Here is a 19,722-nt window from a genome sequence, read left to right as displayed (position 1 = left end):
TCCCGCATCACCATCCGGGCAGCCCCGCCGCCTTGGCCGCCTGCTCGACCTGGCCCTGGAGCTGGGTGGCGGCCTTCTGCGGGTCCTTCTGACCGGCGATCAGCTCGGACATGAGCTGCGCCAGCCCGCCCATGCCGGGGATGTCGGAGTTGAAGGCGATGACCGCGCCGGTGTCGTACGCCTTCTTGACGTCCTGGAGCACGGACGGGACGCCCTGCGGGCCGGGCACGTCCTTGAGCACGGGGAAGGTCTTGGACGCGGCGATGTACTCGGCGTAGGCCGGGCCGGTCATGAAGCGCACGAAGTCGAGCGCCGCCTTCTCACGCGCCGGATCGCCGGTCTTGGGCAGGTAGAACGTGCCGATCGGGCCGGGCGCGTAGGTGACGAGCGGCTTGTCGCTCGACAGCCCGGCGAAGCCGACGGACTCGTCCACGGTCTTCTGGTCGCCGCCCGCCGCCGCGAGGAGCGCCGGGAGCATGTCGGAGTGCTGGGCGACCATGGCCGCCTTCCCGGTGACGAGGGCCTTCATCGAGTCCTCGAACTTGGCGGTGACGATGTCCTTGTTGAAGCAGCCGTCGGCCTGAAGCTTGGCGTAGGCGCTCAGCCCGGCGACGAACGGCGAGCCCGCGTCGGCCAGCGTGCTGGTGTGGCTCGCGATGGCCTTGCCGTACGCGTTGCCCTGGTTGGCGCCGGCCAGGTAGAGGATGGGCAGGATCTGCACCGGCCAGATCGACCCGCCCGACTCGAAGACCGGCGTGACCCCGGCGGCCTTGAGTTCGGTGCAGGCGGCGGACAGCTCGGCGAAGGTGGTGGGCGGGGTCAGCCCGGCCTCGGCGAAGACCTTCTTGTTGTAGTAGAGGCCGAACACCTGGGGGAAGCCGGTGATGGCGGCGTAGACCTTGCCGTTCACGGCCCCGGCGGCCTGGTAGAGGTCGCCGGACCTGGCGATGTACGCCTCGCCGGTCAGCTCGCGCAGGTTCTCGGCCGGGTTGAGGGCCAGCAGGCCGCTCACCGTCGCGTGATACTCCAGGATGTCCGGGCGCTCGCCGGTGGCCCACTTGGTCTGGGTGGTGTCCTCGAAGCCGTCGGACGGGATCGACACGAGCTCGATCGTGTGGCCGGACTGCTTCTCGAACTTCTCGTACATCTCCAGCAGCGCCGCCGGGTCCGCGCTGTTGTGCCAGAGGGTCAGCTTCACCTGACCGGTCCCCTCCGGGGCGGACGACCCGCAGCCGGAGACGGACAGGGCGAGGACGGCGCCGATCGCCGCGCCGAGCAGACGGGATGGTGCTCTCACGCCCGTGCTCCTGTTCACATAGGGGGGTTGGTTGTGTAGAACGTTCTCCATTGTTAGGGCACAAGATAATCGCCCGTCAAGAGGTAGACCTGAGCATCGATCCGAGTTAGCCTCCTCCATCAGAAAGATCGTGTAGTTCGTTCTACGAGAGAAAGGACGGCGTGTGCCGAGCGGACGGGTGACGATCGCCGACGTGGCCAGGCGGGCCGGAGTGTCCACGGCGGCCGTGTCCAAGGTGGTGCGCGGCGCCTACGGCGTGAGCGCGGAGATGCAGGCCAAGGTGTCGCAGGCCATCGACGAGCTGGGCTACCGCCCGCACGCCGCGGCCCGGGCCCTGCGCGGACGCACCTACACGCTCGGCGTCATGCTCTCCGACACCCGCAACCCGTTCTTCCCCGACATCATCGAGGGCGTCACCGGGCACCTGAGTGACACCCAGTACCAGGTGCTGCTCGGCCCCGGCGGAATCGAGCCCAGGACGCAGGCCAGGATGACCGACGCCATGATCGACCGGAGCATGGACGGGCTCATCCTGATCTCCCCGGTCATGACGGACGCCGAGCTCACCGCCATCGCGACGGCCGTCCCCGTCGTCGTGGTGGGCCGGCACGGCAGCTCCGCCGCCTACGGCGCGGTCGTCGACGACGACGTCATGGGGGCCAGGCTCGTGGTCGACCACCTGGTAGGGCTCGGGCACACCCGGATCGCGCACATCACCCACCTGGAGCGCGCCCGCGCCCAGGGGCTCCCGCACACGGTGCGCGCCGAGGGCTACCGCCAGGCGATGCGCGCCCACGGGCTGGCCGACGACGTGCTGGCCACCTCCTTCACCGAGGAGGGCGGCTACGAGGGCGCGCGGCAACTGCTCGCCCGCGCCGACCGGCCCACCGCGATCTTCGCCGGGGCCGACATCGCGGCGCTCGGCGTGCTGCGCGCCGCCGACGAGGCGGGCCTGTCGGTGCCGGAGGACCTGTCGGTCGCCGGCTACGACAACATCGGCATCGCCTCGCTCAAGCGCATCTCGCTCACCAGCGTCGACCAGGACGGGCAGGCCATCGGGGCGATCGCCGCGCAACTGCTCGTCGAACGCATCGAGGGCCGGACCCGGTCGGTGACCTCGTCGGTCTCGCCCACGCTGATCGTCCGGGGCACCACAGGCCCGCCCCGCCACTGAGAAAGCCCGGCCGCGCATCGGGGGACTGTCGCGGACCACGTATTAAAACGTTTCGTTGGAAGGACCCCCCGTGAGACGACTCGCCCTGCTCGCCCTTCTCCTCCCCCTGATCACACCAGCCCTGCCGGCCGCCGCCCAGGCGGCCACCCTGACCTGCCCCGTCCGCGTCGACCCCGCCGCGTTCGCCACCGAGGCCCGCCTGGGCGAGCTGGCCGAGCAGCAGGAGACGTTCGGCCCCAGGCCGACCGGCTCCACCGCGCACGCCGGCTACATCGACTGGCTGGAGGACGAGCTGGCGGCCGTCCCCGGCCTCCAGCTCTCCTCCCTGCCCTACGCCATCGACCGCTGGGACAGCCTCGGCGCCGCCCTGACCGTCGGCGGCACGCCGGTGCAGGTGGCCGCCCCCGTGCCGTTCTCCGCCGCCGCCGGCGTCACGGCGCCGCTCGTCCACCTGCCCGCCGGCACGGGCATCACCGCGGCCAACGCCGCCGGCAAGATCGTCGTCCGGGACCTGCCGTGGGCCAACGTGCCCAACCTGCTCTTCTATCCGCTCACCCTCGGCTACTCCATGTACGACCCCGGCCTCACGATCAACATGCTCGGCTCGGAGTCGATGGAGGCCCCGGCCGCGGCCGACGCCGACCTGAAGGCCGCCGCCGCCGCGGGCGCGCTGGGCGTGATCGAGATCAGCACGCTCCCGCACGCCCAGATCGAGGGCATGTACGCGCCCTACGAGGGCCTGCCGTACGGCGTGCCCGGCGTGTACGTCGGCGCCGACCAGGGCAAGCAGATCAAGGACGCGCTGGCCGCCGGGCAGCAGGTCCAGGCCGCGCTCACCGTGACCGCCGCCTGGACGCCGACGACCACCCGCACCCTGCTCGCGACGCTCCCCGGCGGCGCCGCGCAGAAGATCGTCGTCGAGAGCCACACCGACGGCATGAGCCCGGTGTGGGACAACGGCCCGCTCACCATGATCGAGATGGCCCGCTACCTGGCGTCGCTGCCGGTGGCGTGCCGCCCGCGCACGGTGCAGTTCGCCTTCGTCACCGGTCACCTCTACCAGCACCTGACCGGCCCGGACGTGCGCGAGGGCGGCGCGGGCCAGCTCGCCGCCCAGCTCGACGCCGAGTACGACCAGGGCGGGGTCTCCTCCGTCGTCGTCCTGGAGCACCTGGGCGCCCGCCGCTACGACGCGGTCGCCAGGCCGGGCGGCCTGCCGGGCCGCCAGCTCGTCGCCGACCCCGCGCTCACCGAGCTGCTGCTGGTCCCCGTCAGCGAGAGCACGCCGCTGCGCGAGCTGGTCAGGGGCCACATCGAGCACTGGGACGTACGGCGCACCGCGATCCTCAAGGGCCTGTCGGCGGCCGACCTCACCAAGGTGCCGCGCCACTGCTCCTTCGGCGGCGAGGGCACTCCGTACAACCAGCACCTGCTGCCCGTGATCGCGCCCATCGCGGCGCCGAAGACGCTGTTCTCGCCGAAGTTCGGGGCCGAGGCGATCGACCTGGCGGTCATGCGCAAGGCGTCGCTCGCCTTCACCGACGTCGTGCTCGACCTCGGCCCGATGGCGCAGTCCGCCGTCGCGGGCGACGTGACCGCCATGCGCCAGCAGCGCGCCTCCGGCACCCCCGGCTGCGCCTGACCACCGGCCGTCTATCCAACGGCACGCCCACCGGCACGGCCGCGCGGAGCCCGCGCACCGTGCCGGTGCTTCCCCCCACCCCAGGAGACGCCCGCGTCTCCGGACCACCCGTGAGGTGCCCATGAAGAACTTCACCCGTCGCCAGGCCCTGCGCGCAGGGACGCTCGGCCTCCTGCCGGCCGCGTTCCTGGCGTCGGCCGCCGAGAGCGCCGCAGCCTCCGACGCCGCCTCCGACACCGCCTCCGCCACCATCGAGTCGGCCTACCAGGCGACCGGCCCGTGGCCGGTCACCACCGGAACCTCCGGCGGCCACCGCCTGTACCACCCCGCAACCCTGGGCGCGGGCGGCGTCGCCCACCCGATCGTCACCTGGGGCAACGGCTCGTGGGCCACCCCCGACAACTACCCGGGACTGCTCAACCACCTCGCCTCGTGGGGCTTCGCGGTGATCGCCTCCACCGACACGACCACCGGCACCGGCGCCGAGATCCTGGCCGCCGCCCAGCACCTCGCCGGCCTCGGCGACGACCCCGCCAGCGTGTTCCACGGCAAGCTGGACGCCACGCGGGTCGCCGCCGCCGGCCACTCCCAGGGCGCGGGCGGCTCGATCAACGCGGCCAACGACTCCGCCGGGCTGATCACGACCGTCGTGCCGATCGCCGTGCCCGCGCAGTGGATGGCGAGCCCCGGGGACGAGTTCTCCGTCGCCGACCTGACCTGCCCGGCGCTCTTCCTCAGCGGCGCGAACGACTGGCTGATCTCCTCGGCCGCGACCGTGCGCGGCTACTACGACCAGGCCACCGCCGGGGCGGGCATGGCGCTGCTCAAGGGCGCGGGACACAACGACATCCAGAACACCGGCGGCGCCTTCCTCGGCTACGTGACCGCCTGGCTGCGCTACCGCCTCATGGGCGACACCCAGGCCCGAGGGGCGTTCGCCGGAGCCGCCCCCGAGCTGACGGCCAATGCCGCCTGGCAGAACCAGGCCCTCAAGAACCTCGTCTAGCTGGCCACCCGGCCACCCCGTGGTCTTCAATGAATGCACCGATCGGAGGTTTTGACATGTGGTCCTATTCGAGCGCGGTCGCGCCGGCCCCGCTGCTGGGCGAGACCATCGGCGACAACTTCGAACGGACCGTCCGGCGCTTCGGCGACCGCGAGGCCCTCGTCGACGTGCCCACCGGCCGCCGCTGGACGTACGCGGAGCTCGACGCCGACGTGAACCGGCTCGCCCGCGCGCTCCTGGCCGCCGGCATCGCCAAGGGTGACCGGGTCGGCATCTGGGCGCCCAACTGCGCCGAGTGGGTGATCGTCCAGTACGCCACCGCGAAGATCGGCGCGATCCTGGTCAACGTCAACCCCGCCTACCGCGCCCACGAGCTCGACTTCGTCGTCAGGCAGTCGGGGATGCGCCTGCTGTTCAGCGCGCGCACGCACAAGGGCAGCGACTACCGGGCGATGATCGAGGAGATCGGCTTCTCCGGCGTCGTCTACCTCGGCGAGCCCGGCCCGCTGGAGGCGCTCGCCCCCGAGGAGGCGCTGCGCGAGCGCATGGCCTCACTCAGCCCCGACGACCCGATCAACATCCAGTACACCTCGGGCACGACGGGCTTCCCCAAGGGCGCCACGCTCTCGCACCACAACATCCTCAACAACGGCTACTTCGTCGGCGAGGGCATCGGCTACACCGAGCACGACCGGGTCTGCCTGCCGGTGCCCTTCTACCACTGCTTCGGCATGGTGATGGGCAACCTGGGCGCCACCTCCCACGGCGCCTGCGTCGTCATCCCGGCACCCGGCTTCGACCCGGAGGCGACGCTGCGCGCCGTCCAGCAGGAACGGTGCACCTCCCTGTACGGGGTGCCGACCATGTTCATCGCCGAGCTCGCCCTCGCGGGGCGCTTCGACCTGTCCAGCCTGCGCACCGGCATCATGGCGGGCTCGCCCTGCCCCGTCGAGGTGATGAAGCGCGTCGTCACCGAGATGAACATGGCCGAGGTCGCCATCTGCTACGGCATGACCGAGACCTCGCCCGTCTCCACCATGACCAGGTCCGACGACGACCTGCGACGCCGCACCGAGACCGTCGGGCAGGTGATGCCGCACGTCGAGGTCAAGATCACGCACCCGGAGACCGGGCTGACCGTGCCGCGCGGCGAGCCGGGCGAGCTGTGCACGCGCGGCTACTCGGTGATGCTCGGCTACTGGAACGAGCCGGAGCTCACCGCCCAGGCCATCGACGCCGCCCGCTGGATGCACACCGGCGACCTGGCCACCATGGACGCCGACGGCTACGTCAACGTGGTCGGCCGGATCAAGGACATGGTCATCAGGGGAGGGGAGAACGTCTACCCGCGCGAGATCGAGGAGTTCCTCCACCATCATCCCGACATCGCGGACGTGCAGGTGATCGGCGTGCCCGACGAGAAGTACGGGGAGGAGCTGATGGCCTGGATCGTCATGCGCGCGGGGAGCGAGCCGCTGACCGCGGCGGCCGTGCGCGAGTTCTGCGCGGGCAGGCTCGCCCACTACAAGATCCCGCGCTACGTCCACGTCGTCGACGGCTTCCCGATGACGGTCACCGGCAAGATCCGCAAGGTCGAGATGCGGGAGGAGAGCGTCCGCCTGCTCGGCCTTACGTGATCTACAACGTAAAGGCCGTCGGCAGGAGCACCGTACCGATCCCGAGCAGACCACAGACGCCGAGGATGCGCAGCATCGGCCACTTCAGCACGAACGTCATGGCCAGCGCGGCGGCCGTGACGCCCAGGGCGACGGGGTCGACGGCGCCGAGCCGGGGGAGCTGCGCGCTGAACGGCCCCCACGCCCAGGCGAACGTCTCGCCGAACAGGGTGTGCTCGGCGAAGTACACCGCCAGATTGGCGATGACCCCGACCACCGAGGCGGTGATGCCGGTCAGCGCGGCGCTGATGGCCGCGTTGTGCCGCAGCCTCTCCACGTACGGCGCCCCGAGGAAGATGAACAGGAAGCACGGCACGAACGTCACCCACGTCGTCAGCAGCGCCCCCAGCAGCGCGCCCGCCCACGGCGTGAGCGCGCCGGGGTCGCGGTAGGCACCGAGGAAGGCCACGAACTGCACCACCATGATCAGCGGCCCCGGGGTGGTCTCGGCCAGTGCGAGCCCGCGGACCATCTCCGCCGGGGTCAGCCAGCCGTAGACCTCCACGGCCCGCTGGGCGACGAACGCCAGCACCGCGTAGGCGCCGCCGAAGGTGACCAGCGCGGTGCCGGAGAAGAACAACCCTTGCGTGGTGAACACGCTGTCGGTGCCGAGGAAGATCGCCACCGCCGCGACCGGCACCCACCAGACGACCAGACCGATCGCCAGGATCCTGGCGGCCGAGCGCCGGCTCGGCCGGGCATGGTGCAGGGCGTCGTCCGGGATCAGCGGCGCCGGTCCGCCGTCGCCGCCGTGCCCGTTGCCCGCGTCGAACACCTGCGGGGCCAGCCGGTGCGCCAGCCACCCGGCGAGGCCCGCGGCGGCCACCACGAGCGGGAACGGCACCCCGAACAGCGCGAGCGCGAGGAAGGCGGCCACGGCCAGGGCGACGAAGAAGGGATGGGTGAGCGAGCGCCTGGCGACCCGGATGACGGCCTGGGCCACGATGGCGAGCACGGCCGGGGCGATGCCCGCGAACAGCGCGGTCACCACCGTGGTGTCCTGCCACAGGACGTAGACCGCCGACAGTGCGAGCAGCGCCAGCATGCCGGGGAGCACGAACAGCGTCCCGGCCACCAGGCCGCCCCGGGTGCCGTTCAGCAGCCAGCCGACATAGATGGCGAGCTGCTGCGCCTCCGGGCCAGGCAGCAGCATGCAGTAGTTGAGGGCGTGGTTGAAGCGGCGCTGGCCGATCCAGCGCTTCTCCTCGACGAGTGTGCGCTGCATGACGGCGATCTGCCCGGCCGGGCCGCCGAACGTCTGCAGCGAGATGAGGAACCAGGCGCGCACGGCCTGCCGGAAGGGGATCACGTCCCGGGTCGCCTCGGTCGTCATGCCGGCTCCCGTCCCAGCAGCAGCGCCCGCCGGTGGAACTCGTACAGGCCGTCGAAGACCGGCCCGGTGACCTCCAGGACGCGCTCGTCGTCGCAGATCATGGACAGCCCGCGCAGGATCACGTCCACGCCGGGCGCCTCGGGGGCGTCGAAGCGGCCGTCGTCGAGGTCGGCCTCGTGCACGATCTCGGCCAGCTTCCACAGCACCGGGTCGTCGAGTTCGTAGCGGCGCAGGACGGTCTCGAAGCTGCAGTCGTCGCCGTGATGGGACAGCTCGGCCCCGCGCATGTCGAACGGCGTCGCGTCCGCAGGCGCCAGCGCCGGGTCGTCGACGAACACGAACTCCGGCTCGGGGTCGAGGTGCCGCCGGATCAGCCAGGCGCACGCCGCCCGGTCGATGTGCACGCCGGCGCGTGTGACCCACCTCATCGCGCACCCCCGCTCGTACGAGTGCCGGCCTCGGTGCCGGCCTCGGCCTCGGCCAGGGCCCGTACCGCTTGCTGGGCGGCCTCGCGCTCGGCGGGCGGGAAGTAGTCGCGCCTGCCGATCCTGCGCAGCTCGGCCTGCAGCCGTTTCAGGGCGCGGCTGCGCTCGCCCGCCCGTGACCCGGCCGCCGTCGCGGCCTGCTCGATCACCGCCCGGTACTCGGCCGCCCGCGCGGCGCGCATCTCGGCGGCGATCGCCTTCTCCTGCGCGGCGCTGCCGGCGGTGGCCAGCCACACGGTGGAGCTGCCGCCCATCTCGCCGATCTCCTCGGCGATCCAGTCGATCTGCTCCCGGGTCCGGGCGTCGGCGGGCAGTGCGACCAGCCCGTCACCCAGCCGGGCCACCCCGAGCCGGTCCAGCTTGCGCCAGATCGTGATCCGCAGCGTCGACGGCTGGCGCGGGATCCGGTACGCCAGCAACACCCACTGCTCGGCCATGCCTCACCTCCCGGTGCAACCATAGTTACAGTAACCACGGTTGCACAACGGTTGGCCGCCGGCGGAAGCGATCAGCCGGTCCAGGCCAGGAGAGCCCGTACGGCGGTGCGGATCGGCTCGCTCGGGGACTCGGGCACGCCGGTGGTGAGGGCGGTGAACAGGATGCCGAGCACGCTCATCTCCAGGAGCATGGCCTCGTCCTGGCCGATGTCGATCCCGGCGGCGCGGCACTGGCGGACGAGGAGGTCGCTCCGGCTGTGCAGGGCGTCGGTCAGCACGCGCCGCAGCCGGGGGTTCCTGGTGCTCTCCAGGTGCAGCTCGAACAGGGCGAGCGGGTCGTGCCGGTCGCTCAGCATCGTGGTCAGGACGCCGACCAGCGCCTCCTCCAGGTCGGCCGGCGAGATCGGCCGGACGGTGTAGGAGTCGACGCGTTCGCCGAGCCGGTGGGTGATGCGCTCGACGACCCCGTCGAGCAGCGCGTCGCGGGTGCGGAAGTAGCGCGAGGCGGTGCCGGCCGGCACGGCGGCGGCGGTGTCGACGGCTCGGTGGGTCAGCCCGCGTGACCCCTGCTCGGCCAGCACGGTGATGGCCGCGTCGGCCAGGTGGTCGCGGCGCTGGGGGTTAGGCGGTGGCATGGTTTCCTTCCCTGGTGGGGTGGCCGGCCGGACCGCACCATTTCACCAGAGCCGCTTCGACGCCGGTGTGGTCCCCGGCCCAGGCCACGTACCCGTCGGGGCGGATCAGCGTCGCCTCGGGCCTGGTGCTGGTCAGGGGCCTGGCGTGCCGGACGCGGGTGCGCCACGGGGCGGGGACGCCGTGGTCGGAGAGCAGGACGAAGGCGCCGGCGCGCAGCACCTCGTACAGGCGGCCCGCGTCCGTCGGGCCGTCGGCGGCGCGGCGGCCGGCCAGCGGGTGGGCGTCCGGCTCGCGGGGCGGGTAGGCGAACTCCAGGCCGGACAGCCTGCCGAGGATGCGGCGGCGGCCGGGCGTGGTGTGAAGCAGGGTCGCCATGACGCGCCGGTTGATCTCCAGGCGCGCTCGTGAGCCGCTGAGCACCAGCCCGGTGAGGTGGTCGGTCATGGCCAGGACGGCGGAGCCGACGGGGTGCCGCTCGGCGTGGTAGGTGTCGAGCAGCCAGGGCGGGGCCCAGCCGTGCAGGGTGGCGGCGAGCTTCCAGCCCAGGTTGGCGGCGTCCTGGATGCCGGTGTTCATGCCCTGGCCGCCGATGGGGGAGTTGACGTGGGCGGCGTCCCCGGCGAGGAACACGCGTCCTGATCGGTAGCTGCGGGCCTGGCGGCGTTCGGCGGTGAAGCGGGAGAACCAGCGCGGCTCGCTCATGCCGTAGTCGGTGCCGGCGATGTGGTGGAAGGCCTCGCGGATCCGGGCGAAGCCGGCGTCCTTCTCCTCTGCGCGCAGCCATGCGCCGACCCGGTACCAGCCGTCGCCGAAGGGGAGGGTCACCACCACGCCCTGCGTGCCGACCTGCGTGATGGGCGGCGGCTCGGCGGTGGGGATGCGGACGTCGGCCAGCAGCATGGGCAGGCTGTAGGCCGCGCCGGCGAAGCCCACGCCGGCCAGGTCGCGGACCGTGCTGTGGGCGCCGTCGGCGCCGATGACGTACCGGGCCTCCAGCTCGTCCCCGTCCTTGAGCGTCAGCCGTGCCGAGTCGGCGTCCTGGGTCAGGCCGGTCACCCGGGCGTCGCGGCGGATCCGTACGCCGAGCTCGTCGGCCCGGTCCTGAAGGAGCTTCTCGGTGCCGTTCTGGGGGACGAGCAGCAGCATCGGGTAGCGCGTGTCGAGCCGTCCGAAGTCGACCCGTGAGGCGTAGGCGGGGTGCACCGTGCGGAGCGGGTTCCCCGCCCGGACGAGGGCGTCGCCCAGGCCGCGGGCGTCGAGCAGTTCCAGGGCCCGGGCGTGCAGGCCGAAGGCGCGGGTGACGTTGGACGCGCTGCCGCGCTTGTCCAGGATCGTGCAGGACACGCCCGCCAGCGCGAGCTCGCAGGCGGCCATCAGCCCGGTGGGGCCGGCTCCCACGATGAGGACGTCGTGCATGACTCGACTCCATTCGCTACATTTGTATCGCTACATTTATAGCGCATAGCGTGCCGGTCGCGTCAACGCAGGCGTTCGAGCCTGGTCCAGCCCGTCCAGCCGCGCTGCCTCAGGAGCTCGATCAGCCGCCGCGCCGGCGGCACCGTCGCGAACGCCAGCGTGTCCATCAGCGCGGCGAGCGGCAGCTCGATGCCGGTGTCGTCGACGTAGTCCTCGCCGCGCTCGTCGGCCAGCCGCGTCAGGTAGGCGGCCAGCCTGTCCGCCAGCCCGGCCAGCAGGGGGTCGTCGTCGGCCCGGTCCAGCGCCTGGCTCAGCGTGAGGAGGAAGTCGACGAACTGCGGGTCGCCGAGCTGCTCCCGCTTGCGCGCCATCCACTCCGGCACCCGCCCCGGGGAGTGGGCCGCCAAGGGGATCCAGCCCTCGCGCTCGGCCTGGACGATCCGCTCGTCGACCCCGAGCTCCCGCAGCCGGTCCAGATACGCGACCACCTCCGGGGGCAGCACCAGCAGTTCCCCGGCGGCCAGGCGGGCGATCCGCTCGCGATGCCGCTGCCGCTCGCGGATCTCCGCCCGCAGCCTCCGGTCGATGTCCGCGATCGCCGCGGCGAACTCCTCCTCACCGGCCCGCAGCAGCTCCCGCACCCGCGCCAGCGGGACCCCGGCCTCGGCCAGGGTCCGGATCCTGATCAGCTCGACCACGGCGCCGCCGTCGTACCTGCGGTAGCCGGAGTGGTCCCGTTCCGGCTCGGGCAGCAGCCCCTTGGCGTGGTAGTGCCGCACCGCGCGGACCGTCACTCCCGCGTACGACGCCAGTTCGCCGATGGTCAGCATCAGAGCACTCTCCAAGAATCGCTTCAGAAGCTCGCCGTCGCCCTGCCGATGATCCGGGCGATCTCCTGGGCATGGGTGAAGACCAGCTGGTGGTCGGCGTCGAGCCAGGTCGTGGTGATGTGCGGGTACGCGCCGGCAAGCCGTTCGACGCCCGCCTGCCAGTTCCGGTTGAAGCCCGCCGCGGGTCCCTCGCCGTCGCCGCCGGCCATCGAGGTCGACATGATCATGGTGACGGGCCGGTCGATCTTCCCGTACCGGTCGAGGATCCCGGCCCGGATCACGTCGATCTCGAGGTTCACGTCGGCGATCTCCCGGGCGGTAAGCAGCACCTGGCGCGCGGTGCCCCGCAGGGCCTCCTGCTGGGCCGCCAGGCCCTCCCACATGGCGCGGAACTGCGGCAGCAGGGCCTCGGTGACGAACGGTTCCGGCACCGGGTTCGCCCCGTCGACGAGGACGAGCCCGGCGACGGCGCCGGGACGCTCGCAGGCGTAGTGCACGGCGAGGTCGGCGCCCAGCGAATAGCCCGCCAGCACGGGCGCCTCGGCCAGGCCGCGCCGTCCCAGCTCCGCCATCACCGCGTCGAGATCGCCGAGGAACGCCTCTAAGGAGTAGCGGCCGGCGGCGGAGGCGAGGCCGTGGCCGCGCAGGTCGAAGGTCACCACCTCGTGGTCGCGTCGCAGCAGCTCGGCCAGCTCGCGCAGGTCGGCCTGGGTGGAGTTCAGCCCGGGGCACAGGACCAGCGGCCGTCCCCGGCCCCCTTGGGACACCGGGATCGTGACGCCGTCGTTCTGGATGGTGAAGTGCCGCATGGTCGTGTCGTCTCTCTTCGCCCGCTTCTCATCGGTCATGCCACCATGCTGAAAGCTTGACCCAGCGTCAGGGGCAAACCGTCCCCCGGTCGGAGGGTGAGTTGCGGCCAGGATCCGGCCGGATCTGTTCGTACGGTGGCGGTATGGAGATCGCTGTTACTGCACCGGCCGGAAACGTCGGTCGTTTTCTGGTCGGGCATCTGGTCCGTGCCGGGGTCCGCCCCCGGCTGCTGAGCCGTCATCCTGAGCGGCTGCGCGCGGCCTGGGGTGACCTCGTCGACGCGCGTGAGGTCGATCTGCGGGACGCCGGGGCCGTGTCGCAGGCTACGCGGGGCGTGGACGCGCTGTTCCTGGTCGTGCCGCCGGATGACGGCGACGATCCGGTGGCCGCGTACGCCGAGGTGGGGGAGGTCGTGGCGGCCGCGGTGGCCGGCAACGGGGTGCCGCGTACGGTGCTGCAGAGCAGCGTGGGGGCGGAGCTGCGGGAGGGCGCCGGGGAGATCGACGGGCTGGCGCGGGTGGAGGAGACGCTGGACCGCGTCGTCGTGGGGGAGGCGGGTCTGGCCGTCACCCACCTGCGGTGCGGCTTCTTCTACAGCAATCTGCTGTACGAGCTCGACGGCATCCGGGCGGGGGAGGTGTCCGTGCTGCTGCCGACCGGTATGCCGTTCGCGTGGGTGGCTCCGGCGGACATCGCGGCGGTGGGCGCGTCGCTGCTGCTGAGCCGTGACTGGTCGGGGCGGCGGGTGCAGGCGGTGCACGGGCCGGGGGACCTGTCGTGGGAGGAGGCGGTGGCCGTGGTCGGGGAGGTCGTGGGGCGTACGGTCACGGTCCGCCGGGTGGCCGACGAGGACATGCGGGCGGCGCTGACGGGCGCGGGGCTGTCGCCGGCGCGGGTGGAGGCCGTGATGGGCATGTCGACCGGGTTGCGTGACGGCTTCGTGCCCGAGCAGCCGCGGACCGCGGTGACGACGACCGACACGACGCTCGGGGCGTGGGCGTGGGCCGAGCTGCGCCCCGCCCTCGGTCTGACCAGCTGAGCCGCGCCGTGCGAACTTCGCGGGGTCGTTGATCGTTGTCAGGGTGTGTCGAGCTCAGGGGGAACCTTGGTGGAGCAGGTCTTCGCGTATTTTCCGTTGCTGTTCGTGGCCTTCGGCGCGGTGATCGCGTGGGGGTCGGTCAGAGGGATCGTGAACGGCAGGCGGTTCGTGCGCGGGGCGCGGCGGGTGCCGGGCGTGGTCGCCGACGTGCGGACGACGTTCGCCGGGCGGGGTGAGCATCTGCGGGCGAGCCGGCGGCCGGTGCTGACGTTCACGACCGCGGAGGGGCGGGAGGTGACCACCGAGTCGTGGGCGGTGTCGGACCTGGGGGTCGGCCGGGAGGTCGAGGTCCTGTACGACCCGCAGGACCCGACGCACGCCGCGCCCGCCGGCGCCGTCGGCGGCGGCTACGGGGGCATCGTCCTCGGGCTCGTGGCGGCCGTCGCCGGTCTGGCGTTCTTCGCCGTCTTCTCCGAGTTCTTCAGCTCGTTCGGCGGCGGTGGTTTCTAGACCGGTGGTTTCTAGGCCGGTGGGTTCAGCCGAAGATGCTGAGCCGGGCCAGCTCGCGGCGGGAGGTCACGCCGAGCTTCGGGTAGGCCCGGTAGAGGTGGTGTTCGACGGTCCGACGGCTGAGGAACAGCCGGGCGGCGATCTCCCTGCTGGTGTGGCCCTCCGCGGCCAGCCGGGTGACCTGCAGCTCCTGCGGGGTCAGCCGGTCCAGGGGGTTGGGCGCGGCCGGCCGGGCGGGGGCGGCCGGGGCGCCGATGGCGCGCAGCTCGCCGCGGCTGCGTTCGGCCCAGGGGCGGGCGCGCAGCTCCTCGAAGATCCGCAGCGCCGTGGTGAGGTGCTCGCGCGCCTCGGCGGCGCGGCGGTCGCGGCGGAGCCGCTCGCCGTACAGCAGGGCGGTCCTGGCCCGCTCGAACGGCCTGCCGCCCTTGGCGTGCAGGGCCAGCGCGTCGGCGTACAGGTCGGGGGAGCCGGTGAGCAGGGCGCGGCAGCGCAGCGCGACGGCTTCGGCCCAGGGCTGTCGGCTCGCGTGGGCCCACGCCTCGAAGCGGCGCAGCGGCTCCTCGGCCCGTTCGGCGGCGCCGATCCGGACGGCGGCTTCGACGAGGTCCGGCATGGACGTGGTGAGCACGGTGACGTGGTGGCCCGGCCCGGTGTGGGCGGCTTCGAGCCGCCGCAGGGCGGCCTCGTCGCGGCCGAGGCCGAGGTCGAGGAGGCTGAGGGCGCAGGCCGCGGCCACGCGGCTGGTGTCGTTGGCGTCGGCGACGAGCTCGCGGCAGCGGGCTTCGTCGCCTTCGGCGGCGGCGATCCAGGCGAGCGCCACCTCGATCTCGTCGATGCGGCGGCGCAGGCCGGTGTCGCGGGCGATCGTGACGGCCTCGGCGGCGGCCGCGGCGGCGTCCTGGGGGCGGCCGGCCCGGAAGAGGGCGGTGCACCGGTTCTGCAGGACCTTCGGCAGGCGGCCGATGAGCCCCTGCCTGCGGTACTTCTCGATCTCGGCCGCGGTGAGCTCCAGGACGGCGTCGTCGTCGCCGAGCAGGGCGGCGGCGTAGATGGCGTGGATGCGCTCGGGGTCGCCGCCTGCCGAGAGGGTGCGCCGTACGTGGCGTTCGAGCCGGCGCACGCCGGCCGGGTAGTCCTGCTCGATGAGCAGCGCCATGCCGGTCGCCGTGTCGTCGGGCAGGCCGAGGGCGTCGAGGCGCGCGGCGGCGGTGTGGACGGTGGCGGGGTCGCCGGAGAACCAGCCGTAGCCCGCGGCGAGCCGGAGCATCTCGGCCGCGTGCTCCGGCTCGGCCCCGGTGGCGCCGTCGATGAGCAGGAGGGCCGCGTGGCCGGGGTTCTCGCGTTCGAAGGCGACCGTGGCGCGGACCCGGGCGACGCGGGCCCGGTGGGGGCCGTCGGCCGTCGTGGTGGCGGCGTCGGCCGCGAGGGTCTCGGCGTGGTCGGTGTCTCCCGCGGCGAGGGCCTGTTCGGCGGCTCGCGCCCGGCGTTCGGCGCGGCGGCGCGGGTCGGGGGTGAGCCGGGCGGCCCGCTCGTACAGGTGGGCGGCCGAGGCGTACGCGCCCCGGGCGTGCGCCCGGCTCGCGGCTGCGGCGAGGTCGGCGGCGGTCGGCTCGTGCGGCTCGGTGGTGGCGGCGGACAGGTGGCGTACGCGCAGGTCGGGGTCGTCGATCGCGGCGGCCAGGGCGGCGTGGACGGCGAGCCGGCGGCTGGGCGCGAGGGCGTGGTAGGCGGCGTTGCGGATCATCGGGTGGCGGAAGACGACCCGGTCCGTCGTGATGCAGATCAGCCCGGCGCGGTCGGCCTTGTCGAGGTCGCTCAGGCTCGCGCCGAGCGCTCGCCCGGCCGTGGCGAGAGTGGGCAGGTGGCCGCGGCCCTCGGCGGCGGCCACGGACAGCATGGTGCGGGTGCGCTGGGGGAGGCCGGCGATCTGCGCGTGGAACAGGCCGGTGAGCCGGTCGGGGACCGGCAGCGGGGCCGCGGGGTCCGGCTGAGGGGCGGGCGAGGCGGCGAACTCGACGAGCGCGAGGGGGTTGCCGCCCGATTCGGCGATGATCCGTTCCGCCAGGGCCGCCGGGAGGTTGCGCGCGGCGAGGACCCGCGCCGCGTCGGCGTCGCTCAGGCGTGACAGGTGGAGTTCGGCGAGGCCGGCGGCGTCGAAGGAGCCGGTGCGGGCCGAGAACACCATGACGACGCCCTCCGCGGCCAGGCGCCGGGCGGTGAACAGCAGCGCCTCCGTCGTGGCGCGGTCGACCCAGTGGGCGTCGTCGACGAGGCAGAGCACCGGCTGCCGGTCGGCGAGCTCGGTGAGGAGGGTGAGCACGGCCAGGGCGTTGAGGAAGCGGTCCACGCCGGTGGCGCCGCCGGTGCCCAGCACCGCGCGGAGCGCGTCGGCCTGGGGCCGGGGGAGGGCGGCGATGTGCTCCTGGACGGGCCACAGCAGCTGGACGAGGCCCGCGTACGCCAGGTCGGCCTCGCTCTCGACGCCGGTCACGCGCAGGATGCGGAAGCCGCGCGCGGCGGCGGCGGAGGCGGTCCAGTCGGCGAGCGCCGACTTGCCGATGCCGGCCTCGCCGCGGATCACCACGGCGCCGCTGCGCCTGCTCGCGGCGGCGGTCAGGAGCGCCTCGACGGCTTCCTGCTCGGCTGCCCGCCCGTACAGCACCGGCCCTCCGTCCGTAGGTGTGTCAGTACCCATACGTAACCCTGCCCGGCCAACCGCAATTCCGTAATTTTTACCGATTCGGGGGATGGGGTGTGGTTCCTACGGTCGGGATCATGACTGTCACGCAAAGCAGGCCGGGCCGGCTGGCCGGGCTGACCCTCGCCCTCCTGGCGTTCGCCAATCTGATCACGTCGCTGGACTTCACCATCATCTATGTCGCGCTCCCGCACATCGGGCAGGACGCGGGGTTCACCGCGCACGGCCTGCAGTGGGTGGTCAGCGCCTATGCCGTCTTCTACGGCGGGTTCCTGCTGCTGGGCGGGCGGCTGGCCGACCTGCTCGGGCGGCGCAGGACGCTGAACGCCGGATTGATCCTGTTCGGCGCGGCCTCGGTCCTCGGCGGCCTGGCCTCCTCCCCGGCGCCACTGATCGTCGCCCGGGTGTTGCAGGGGATCGGCGCGGCGCTCGTCTTCCCCGCCACGCTGTCGCTGGTGAACACCGTGTTCGCCGAGGGCAGGCAGCGCAACCGGGCGCTGATGTGGTGGGCGCTGGCCGGGGCCGGCGGGCTCAGCCTGGGCGCGCTGCTGGGCGGGCTGCTCACCCACGCCTTCGGCTGGCAGGCCGTGTTCTGGGTGAACCTCCCACTGGTGGGCGCCGCGCTGATCGGCGCGTTCACGCTGCTCGACGCCGACCGCCCGCAGGCGCGCGGCGCGTTCGACATCCCCGGGGCGATCACCGGGACGGCCGGGGCCACGCTGCTGGTGTTCGCCATCGCCCAGGCCGGTGAGGCCGGGCTCACCACGACGGTGGCCGTGGCGGGAGTGCTCGCCGTGCTGTCGCTGGCCGGGTTCGTGGCGATCGAGGCGCGCAGCCGCTCGCCGCTGATGCCGCTGCGCCTGCTGGCCAACCGCAACCTCAGTGCGGGCATCCTGGTGATCGTCCCCTTCGGGGCGGCCATGAACACGGTCATGTTCTTCCTCACGCTGTACTTCCAGGACGTGCTCGCCTACACCGCGCTCCAGGCCGGGCTGGCGTTCCTGGTGATGTCGCTGGTCATCGCCGCCGGGGACTTCTGCTCCGAGCGGCTCATGCACCGCTTCGGCACCCGTACGACGCTGATCGTCGGACTGCTCGCCGGGGTGGCCGGGAACGTCCTGCTCGCCGCCTCGATGGGGGCCCAGGCCGGCTTCGTCGCGCTGCTTCCCGGCGTGGTCGTCTACGGGCTGGGGATGGGCATCGTCTTCCCCGCCATGTTCGCCGCCACCGGCACGGGGGTGGCCGATCACGAGCAGGGCACGGCGAGCGGGATGGCGTCGACCGCCTTCCAGGTGGGCATCGCCACCGGCCTGGCGGTCCTGGTCGCGGTCTCGGCCGCGTGGGGGATGCCGGCCGCGGTGTACGCCGCCGCCGCCGGCACCGCGCTCGGCCTCTTCGCCGCCGTCGCCCTGCCCTCCCGCACGCCGTAGCCCGTCGGCCCGGACGGCCGCCGCGGACGTACCGGCCTCCTCGCCCCCGGCCCGGCCGTCACACGGGGGAGAGGGCCGGTTCGGCGGCCTCGTCGCGGTCGCCGGTACGCAGGTGGCGGCTGGCGAGCGCGGGCAGGATCGTGAGGATCGCCAGGACGGCCAGCACGACGCCCAGCACGATCGGGGCGCGGAGCCCGTGGCCGGGGATGAGCGCCGAGCCGATCGCGGAGCCGAGGACGACCCCGAGCGTGATGAACGAGGCGTGCACGGTGTTGACCAGCGGCGCGGTGCTGCCGGCTCGCTGCACCCGCACGGCCATCGCGGGGTTCATGGTCACGCCGGTCAGGCCGATGCCGAGCACGAACGCCACCGCCGCGGCCGGGACGTCGGTGAAGAGCGCCAGCCCCGCCAGGGAGACCGCGTTGAGCGCGGTGCCGGTCAGCAGCGTGGCGACGGTGCGCCGGTCGGCCAGCCGGCCGACGACCGCGTTGCCGATGAGCGTGGCGGCGCCGTAGGCGAGCAGGAGCAGCGGGACCGTGCCCTCGCCGAAGCCGGTGACCCGGGTCAGGACGGGGGTGAAGAAGCTGAACGCGGAGAACGTCGCGCCGATGATCAGCGTGCTGGAGACGATCGCCAGCAGGAACTGCGGCCGGCGCAGCACGGCGAGCTCGTCGCGCAGCGACGCCGGCGGAGCCGCCGCGGCGTCGGGCCGAGCGGGGTCGCGGACGTAGGCGACGGTGAGGATCGCGGCGATCACGGTGAGCGCCGAGATGGTCCAGAAGGCCGCCTGCCAGCCGAGCCGCCCGCCGACGAACGTCGCCAGGGGCAGCCCGAGCAGCGTGCCGAGCATGAGCCCGCTCATCGCCACGCCGACCGCCCGGCCGCGCATCCGCTCGCCGACCACGCGGGCGCACATCGACACGGCGATGCCGAAGAACGCCTGCGAGGCCACCCCGCTGACGACCCGCGCGACCACCATGACCGGGTACGAGGCCGCGAGCGCGGCCAGGACGTTGCCGGCGAGGAAGACGGCGATGACGACCAGCAGCGCGGTCCTCGGCGGGACGCGCAGCAGCGCCATCGTCAGGACCGGCCCGCCGACCGCCATCGCCGCGGCGAAGATCGTCACCAGGTAGCCGATCCGCTCGATGCCGGTGCCGAGTCCCTCGGCGAGCTGGGGCATGAGGCCGGCGACGGCGAACTCGCTGGTCACCATCGCGAAGATGCCGGCGGCCAGGACGTAGACGACCAGGGGAACCGTTCGGGCCATGTCATCGGGCTTTCTGTGATTGAGAATCCAAAA

17 protein-coding genes are annotated in these 19,722 nt (G+C 73.1%); 7 read left to right on the top strand and 10 right to left on the bottom strand.

Annotation, left to right across the window (positions count from 1 at the left end; all coding sequences use genetic code 11):
• Positions 1-7: 7 nt before the first annotated feature.
• Positions 8-1,297: an ABC transporter substrate-binding protein gene (locus tag ACWDXC_RS33365; RefSeq protein ID WP_449988651.1), complete on the bottom strand. Its 1,290-nt coding sequence runs from the start codon at positions 1,295-1,297 to the stop codon at positions 8-10.
• A gap of 163 nt (positions 1,298-1,460) precedes the next feature.
• Between ACWDXC_RS33365 and ACWDXC_RS33360 the strand changes: the two genes are divergently transcribed.
• From ACWDXC_RS33360 to ACWDXC_RS33345, 4 genes are all read left to right on the top strand, one after another.
• Complete coding sequence (locus ACWDXC_RS33360; RefSeq protein ID WP_449988648.1) at positions 1,461-2,471, top strand: LacI family DNA-binding transcriptional regulator; 1,011 nt, start codon at positions 1,461-1,463, stop codon at positions 2,469-2,471.
• 70 nt (positions 2,472-2,541) lie between these two features.
• Positions 2,542-4,113 (top strand): hypothetical protein, encoded by a 1,572-nt coding sequence (locus ACWDXC_RS33355; protein WP_449988645.1) that lies wholly within the window; start codon positions 2,542-2,544, stop codon positions 4,111-4,113.
• Positions 4,114-4,234: 121 nt separating this feature from the next.
• Positions 4,235-5,119: a poly(ethylene terephthalate) hydrolase family protein gene (locus ACWDXC_RS33350; RefSeq protein ID WP_449988642.1), complete on the top strand. Its 885-nt coding sequence runs from the start codon at positions 4,235-4,237 to the stop codon at positions 5,117-5,119.
• A gap of 56 nt (positions 5,120-5,175) precedes the next feature.
• Positions 5,176-6,756 carry an AMP-binding protein gene (locus ACWDXC_RS33345; RefSeq protein WP_449988639.1) on the top strand — a complete coding sequence of 527 codons (1,581 nt, stop codon included), beginning with the start codon at positions 5,176-5,178 and terminating at the stop codon, positions 6,754-6,756.
• Position 6,757: 1 nt separating this feature from the next.
• Here ACWDXC_RS33345 and chrA read toward each other — a convergent pair whose 3' ends face one another.
• From chrA to ACWDXC_RS33310, 7 genes are all read right to left on the bottom strand, one after another.
• On the bottom strand, positions 6,758-8,128 hold the full coding sequence (chrA, locus tag ACWDXC_RS33340) for a chromate efflux transporter (protein ID WP_449988636.1): 1,371 nt from the start codon (positions 8,126-8,128) through the stop codon (positions 6,758-6,760).
• Positions 8,125-8,556, bottom strand: a complete 432-nt coding sequence (locus ACWDXC_RS33335) for a chromate resistance protein ChrB domain-containing protein (protein ID WP_375072720.1) — start codon at positions 8,554-8,556, stop codon at positions 8,125-8,127. The genes chrA and ACWDXC_RS33335 overlap by 4 nt, the downstream gene beginning before the upstream one ends.
• Positions 8,553-9,050, bottom strand: coding sequence for a Chromate resistance protein ChrB (locus ACWDXC_RS33330; protein WP_449988633.1), 498 nt, complete (start codon positions 9,048-9,050; stop codon positions 8,553-8,555). The genes ACWDXC_RS33335 and ACWDXC_RS33330 overlap by 4 nt, the downstream gene beginning before the upstream one ends.
• A 71-nt stretch (positions 9,051-9,121) precedes the next feature.
• Positions 9,122-9,685, bottom strand: a complete 564-nt coding sequence (locus tag ACWDXC_RS33325) for a TetR/AcrR family transcriptional regulator (protein WP_449988630.1) — start codon at positions 9,683-9,685, stop codon at positions 9,122-9,124.
• Entirely contained in the window at positions 9,672-11,102 is a 1,431-nt protein-coding gene (locus ACWDXC_RS33320; RefSeq protein ID WP_449988627.1) for an FAD-dependent monooxygenase, read from the bottom strand. The genes ACWDXC_RS33325 and ACWDXC_RS33320 overlap by 14 nt, the downstream gene beginning before the upstream one ends.
• A 62-nt stretch (positions 11,103-11,164) precedes the next feature.
• Positions 11,165-11,932: a MerR family transcriptional regulator gene (locus tag ACWDXC_RS33315; protein WP_449988625.1), complete on the bottom strand. Its 768-nt coding sequence runs from the start codon at positions 11,930-11,932 to the stop codon at positions 11,165-11,167.
• Between the two features lie 23 nt (positions 11,933-11,955).
• Positions 11,956-12,780 (bottom strand): alpha/beta fold hydrolase, encoded by an 825-nt coding sequence (locus ACWDXC_RS33310; RefSeq protein WP_449988622.1) that lies wholly within the window; start codon positions 12,778-12,780, stop codon positions 11,956-11,958.
• Between the two features lie 104 nt (positions 12,781-12,884).
• Between ACWDXC_RS33310 and ACWDXC_RS33305 the strand changes: the two genes are divergently transcribed.
• Positions 12,885-13,781, top strand: coding sequence for an NAD(P)H-binding protein (locus ACWDXC_RS33305; protein ID WP_449988619.1), 897 nt, complete (start codon positions 12,885-12,887; stop codon positions 13,779-13,781).
• Between the two features lie 69 nt (positions 13,782-13,850).
• A complete protein-coding gene (locus tag ACWDXC_RS33300) occupies positions 13,851-14,291 on the top strand; it encodes a DUF3592 domain-containing protein (RefSeq protein ID WP_449988720.1) in 441 nt (146 codons plus the stop codon).
• Positions 14,292-14,316: 25 nt separating this feature from the next.
• Here the strand turns inward: ACWDXC_RS33300 and ACWDXC_RS33295 are convergent, their stop codons facing one another.
• Positions 14,317-16,953, bottom strand: a complete 2,637-nt coding sequence (locus ACWDXC_RS33295) for an ATP-binding protein (protein ID WP_449988616.1) — start codon at positions 16,951-16,953, stop codon at positions 14,317-14,319.
• Positions 16,954-17,066: 113 nt separating this feature from the next.
• Between ACWDXC_RS33295 and ACWDXC_RS33290 the strand changes: the two genes are divergently transcribed.
• Positions 17,067-18,419: an MFS transporter gene (locus tag ACWDXC_RS33290; protein WP_449988613.1), complete on the top strand. Its 1,353-nt coding sequence runs from the start codon at positions 17,067-17,069 to the stop codon at positions 18,417-18,419.
• Positions 18,420-18,477: 58 nt separating this feature from the next.
• On the opposite strand, the gene ACWDXC_RS33285 is transcribed toward ACWDXC_RS33290, so the two are convergent.
• Positions 18,478-19,689 carry an MFS transporter gene (locus ACWDXC_RS33285; RefSeq protein ID WP_449988610.1) on the bottom strand — a complete coding sequence of 404 codons (1,212 nt, stop codon included), beginning with the start codon at positions 19,687-19,689 and terminating at the stop codon, positions 18,478-18,480.
• Between the last annotated feature and the right edge of the window lie 33 nt (positions 19,690-19,722).

It is taken from the genome of Nonomuraea sp. NPDC003214, from assembly GCF_053590035.1.
This window is presented reverse-complemented; position numbering and strand designations above follow the sequence as displayed.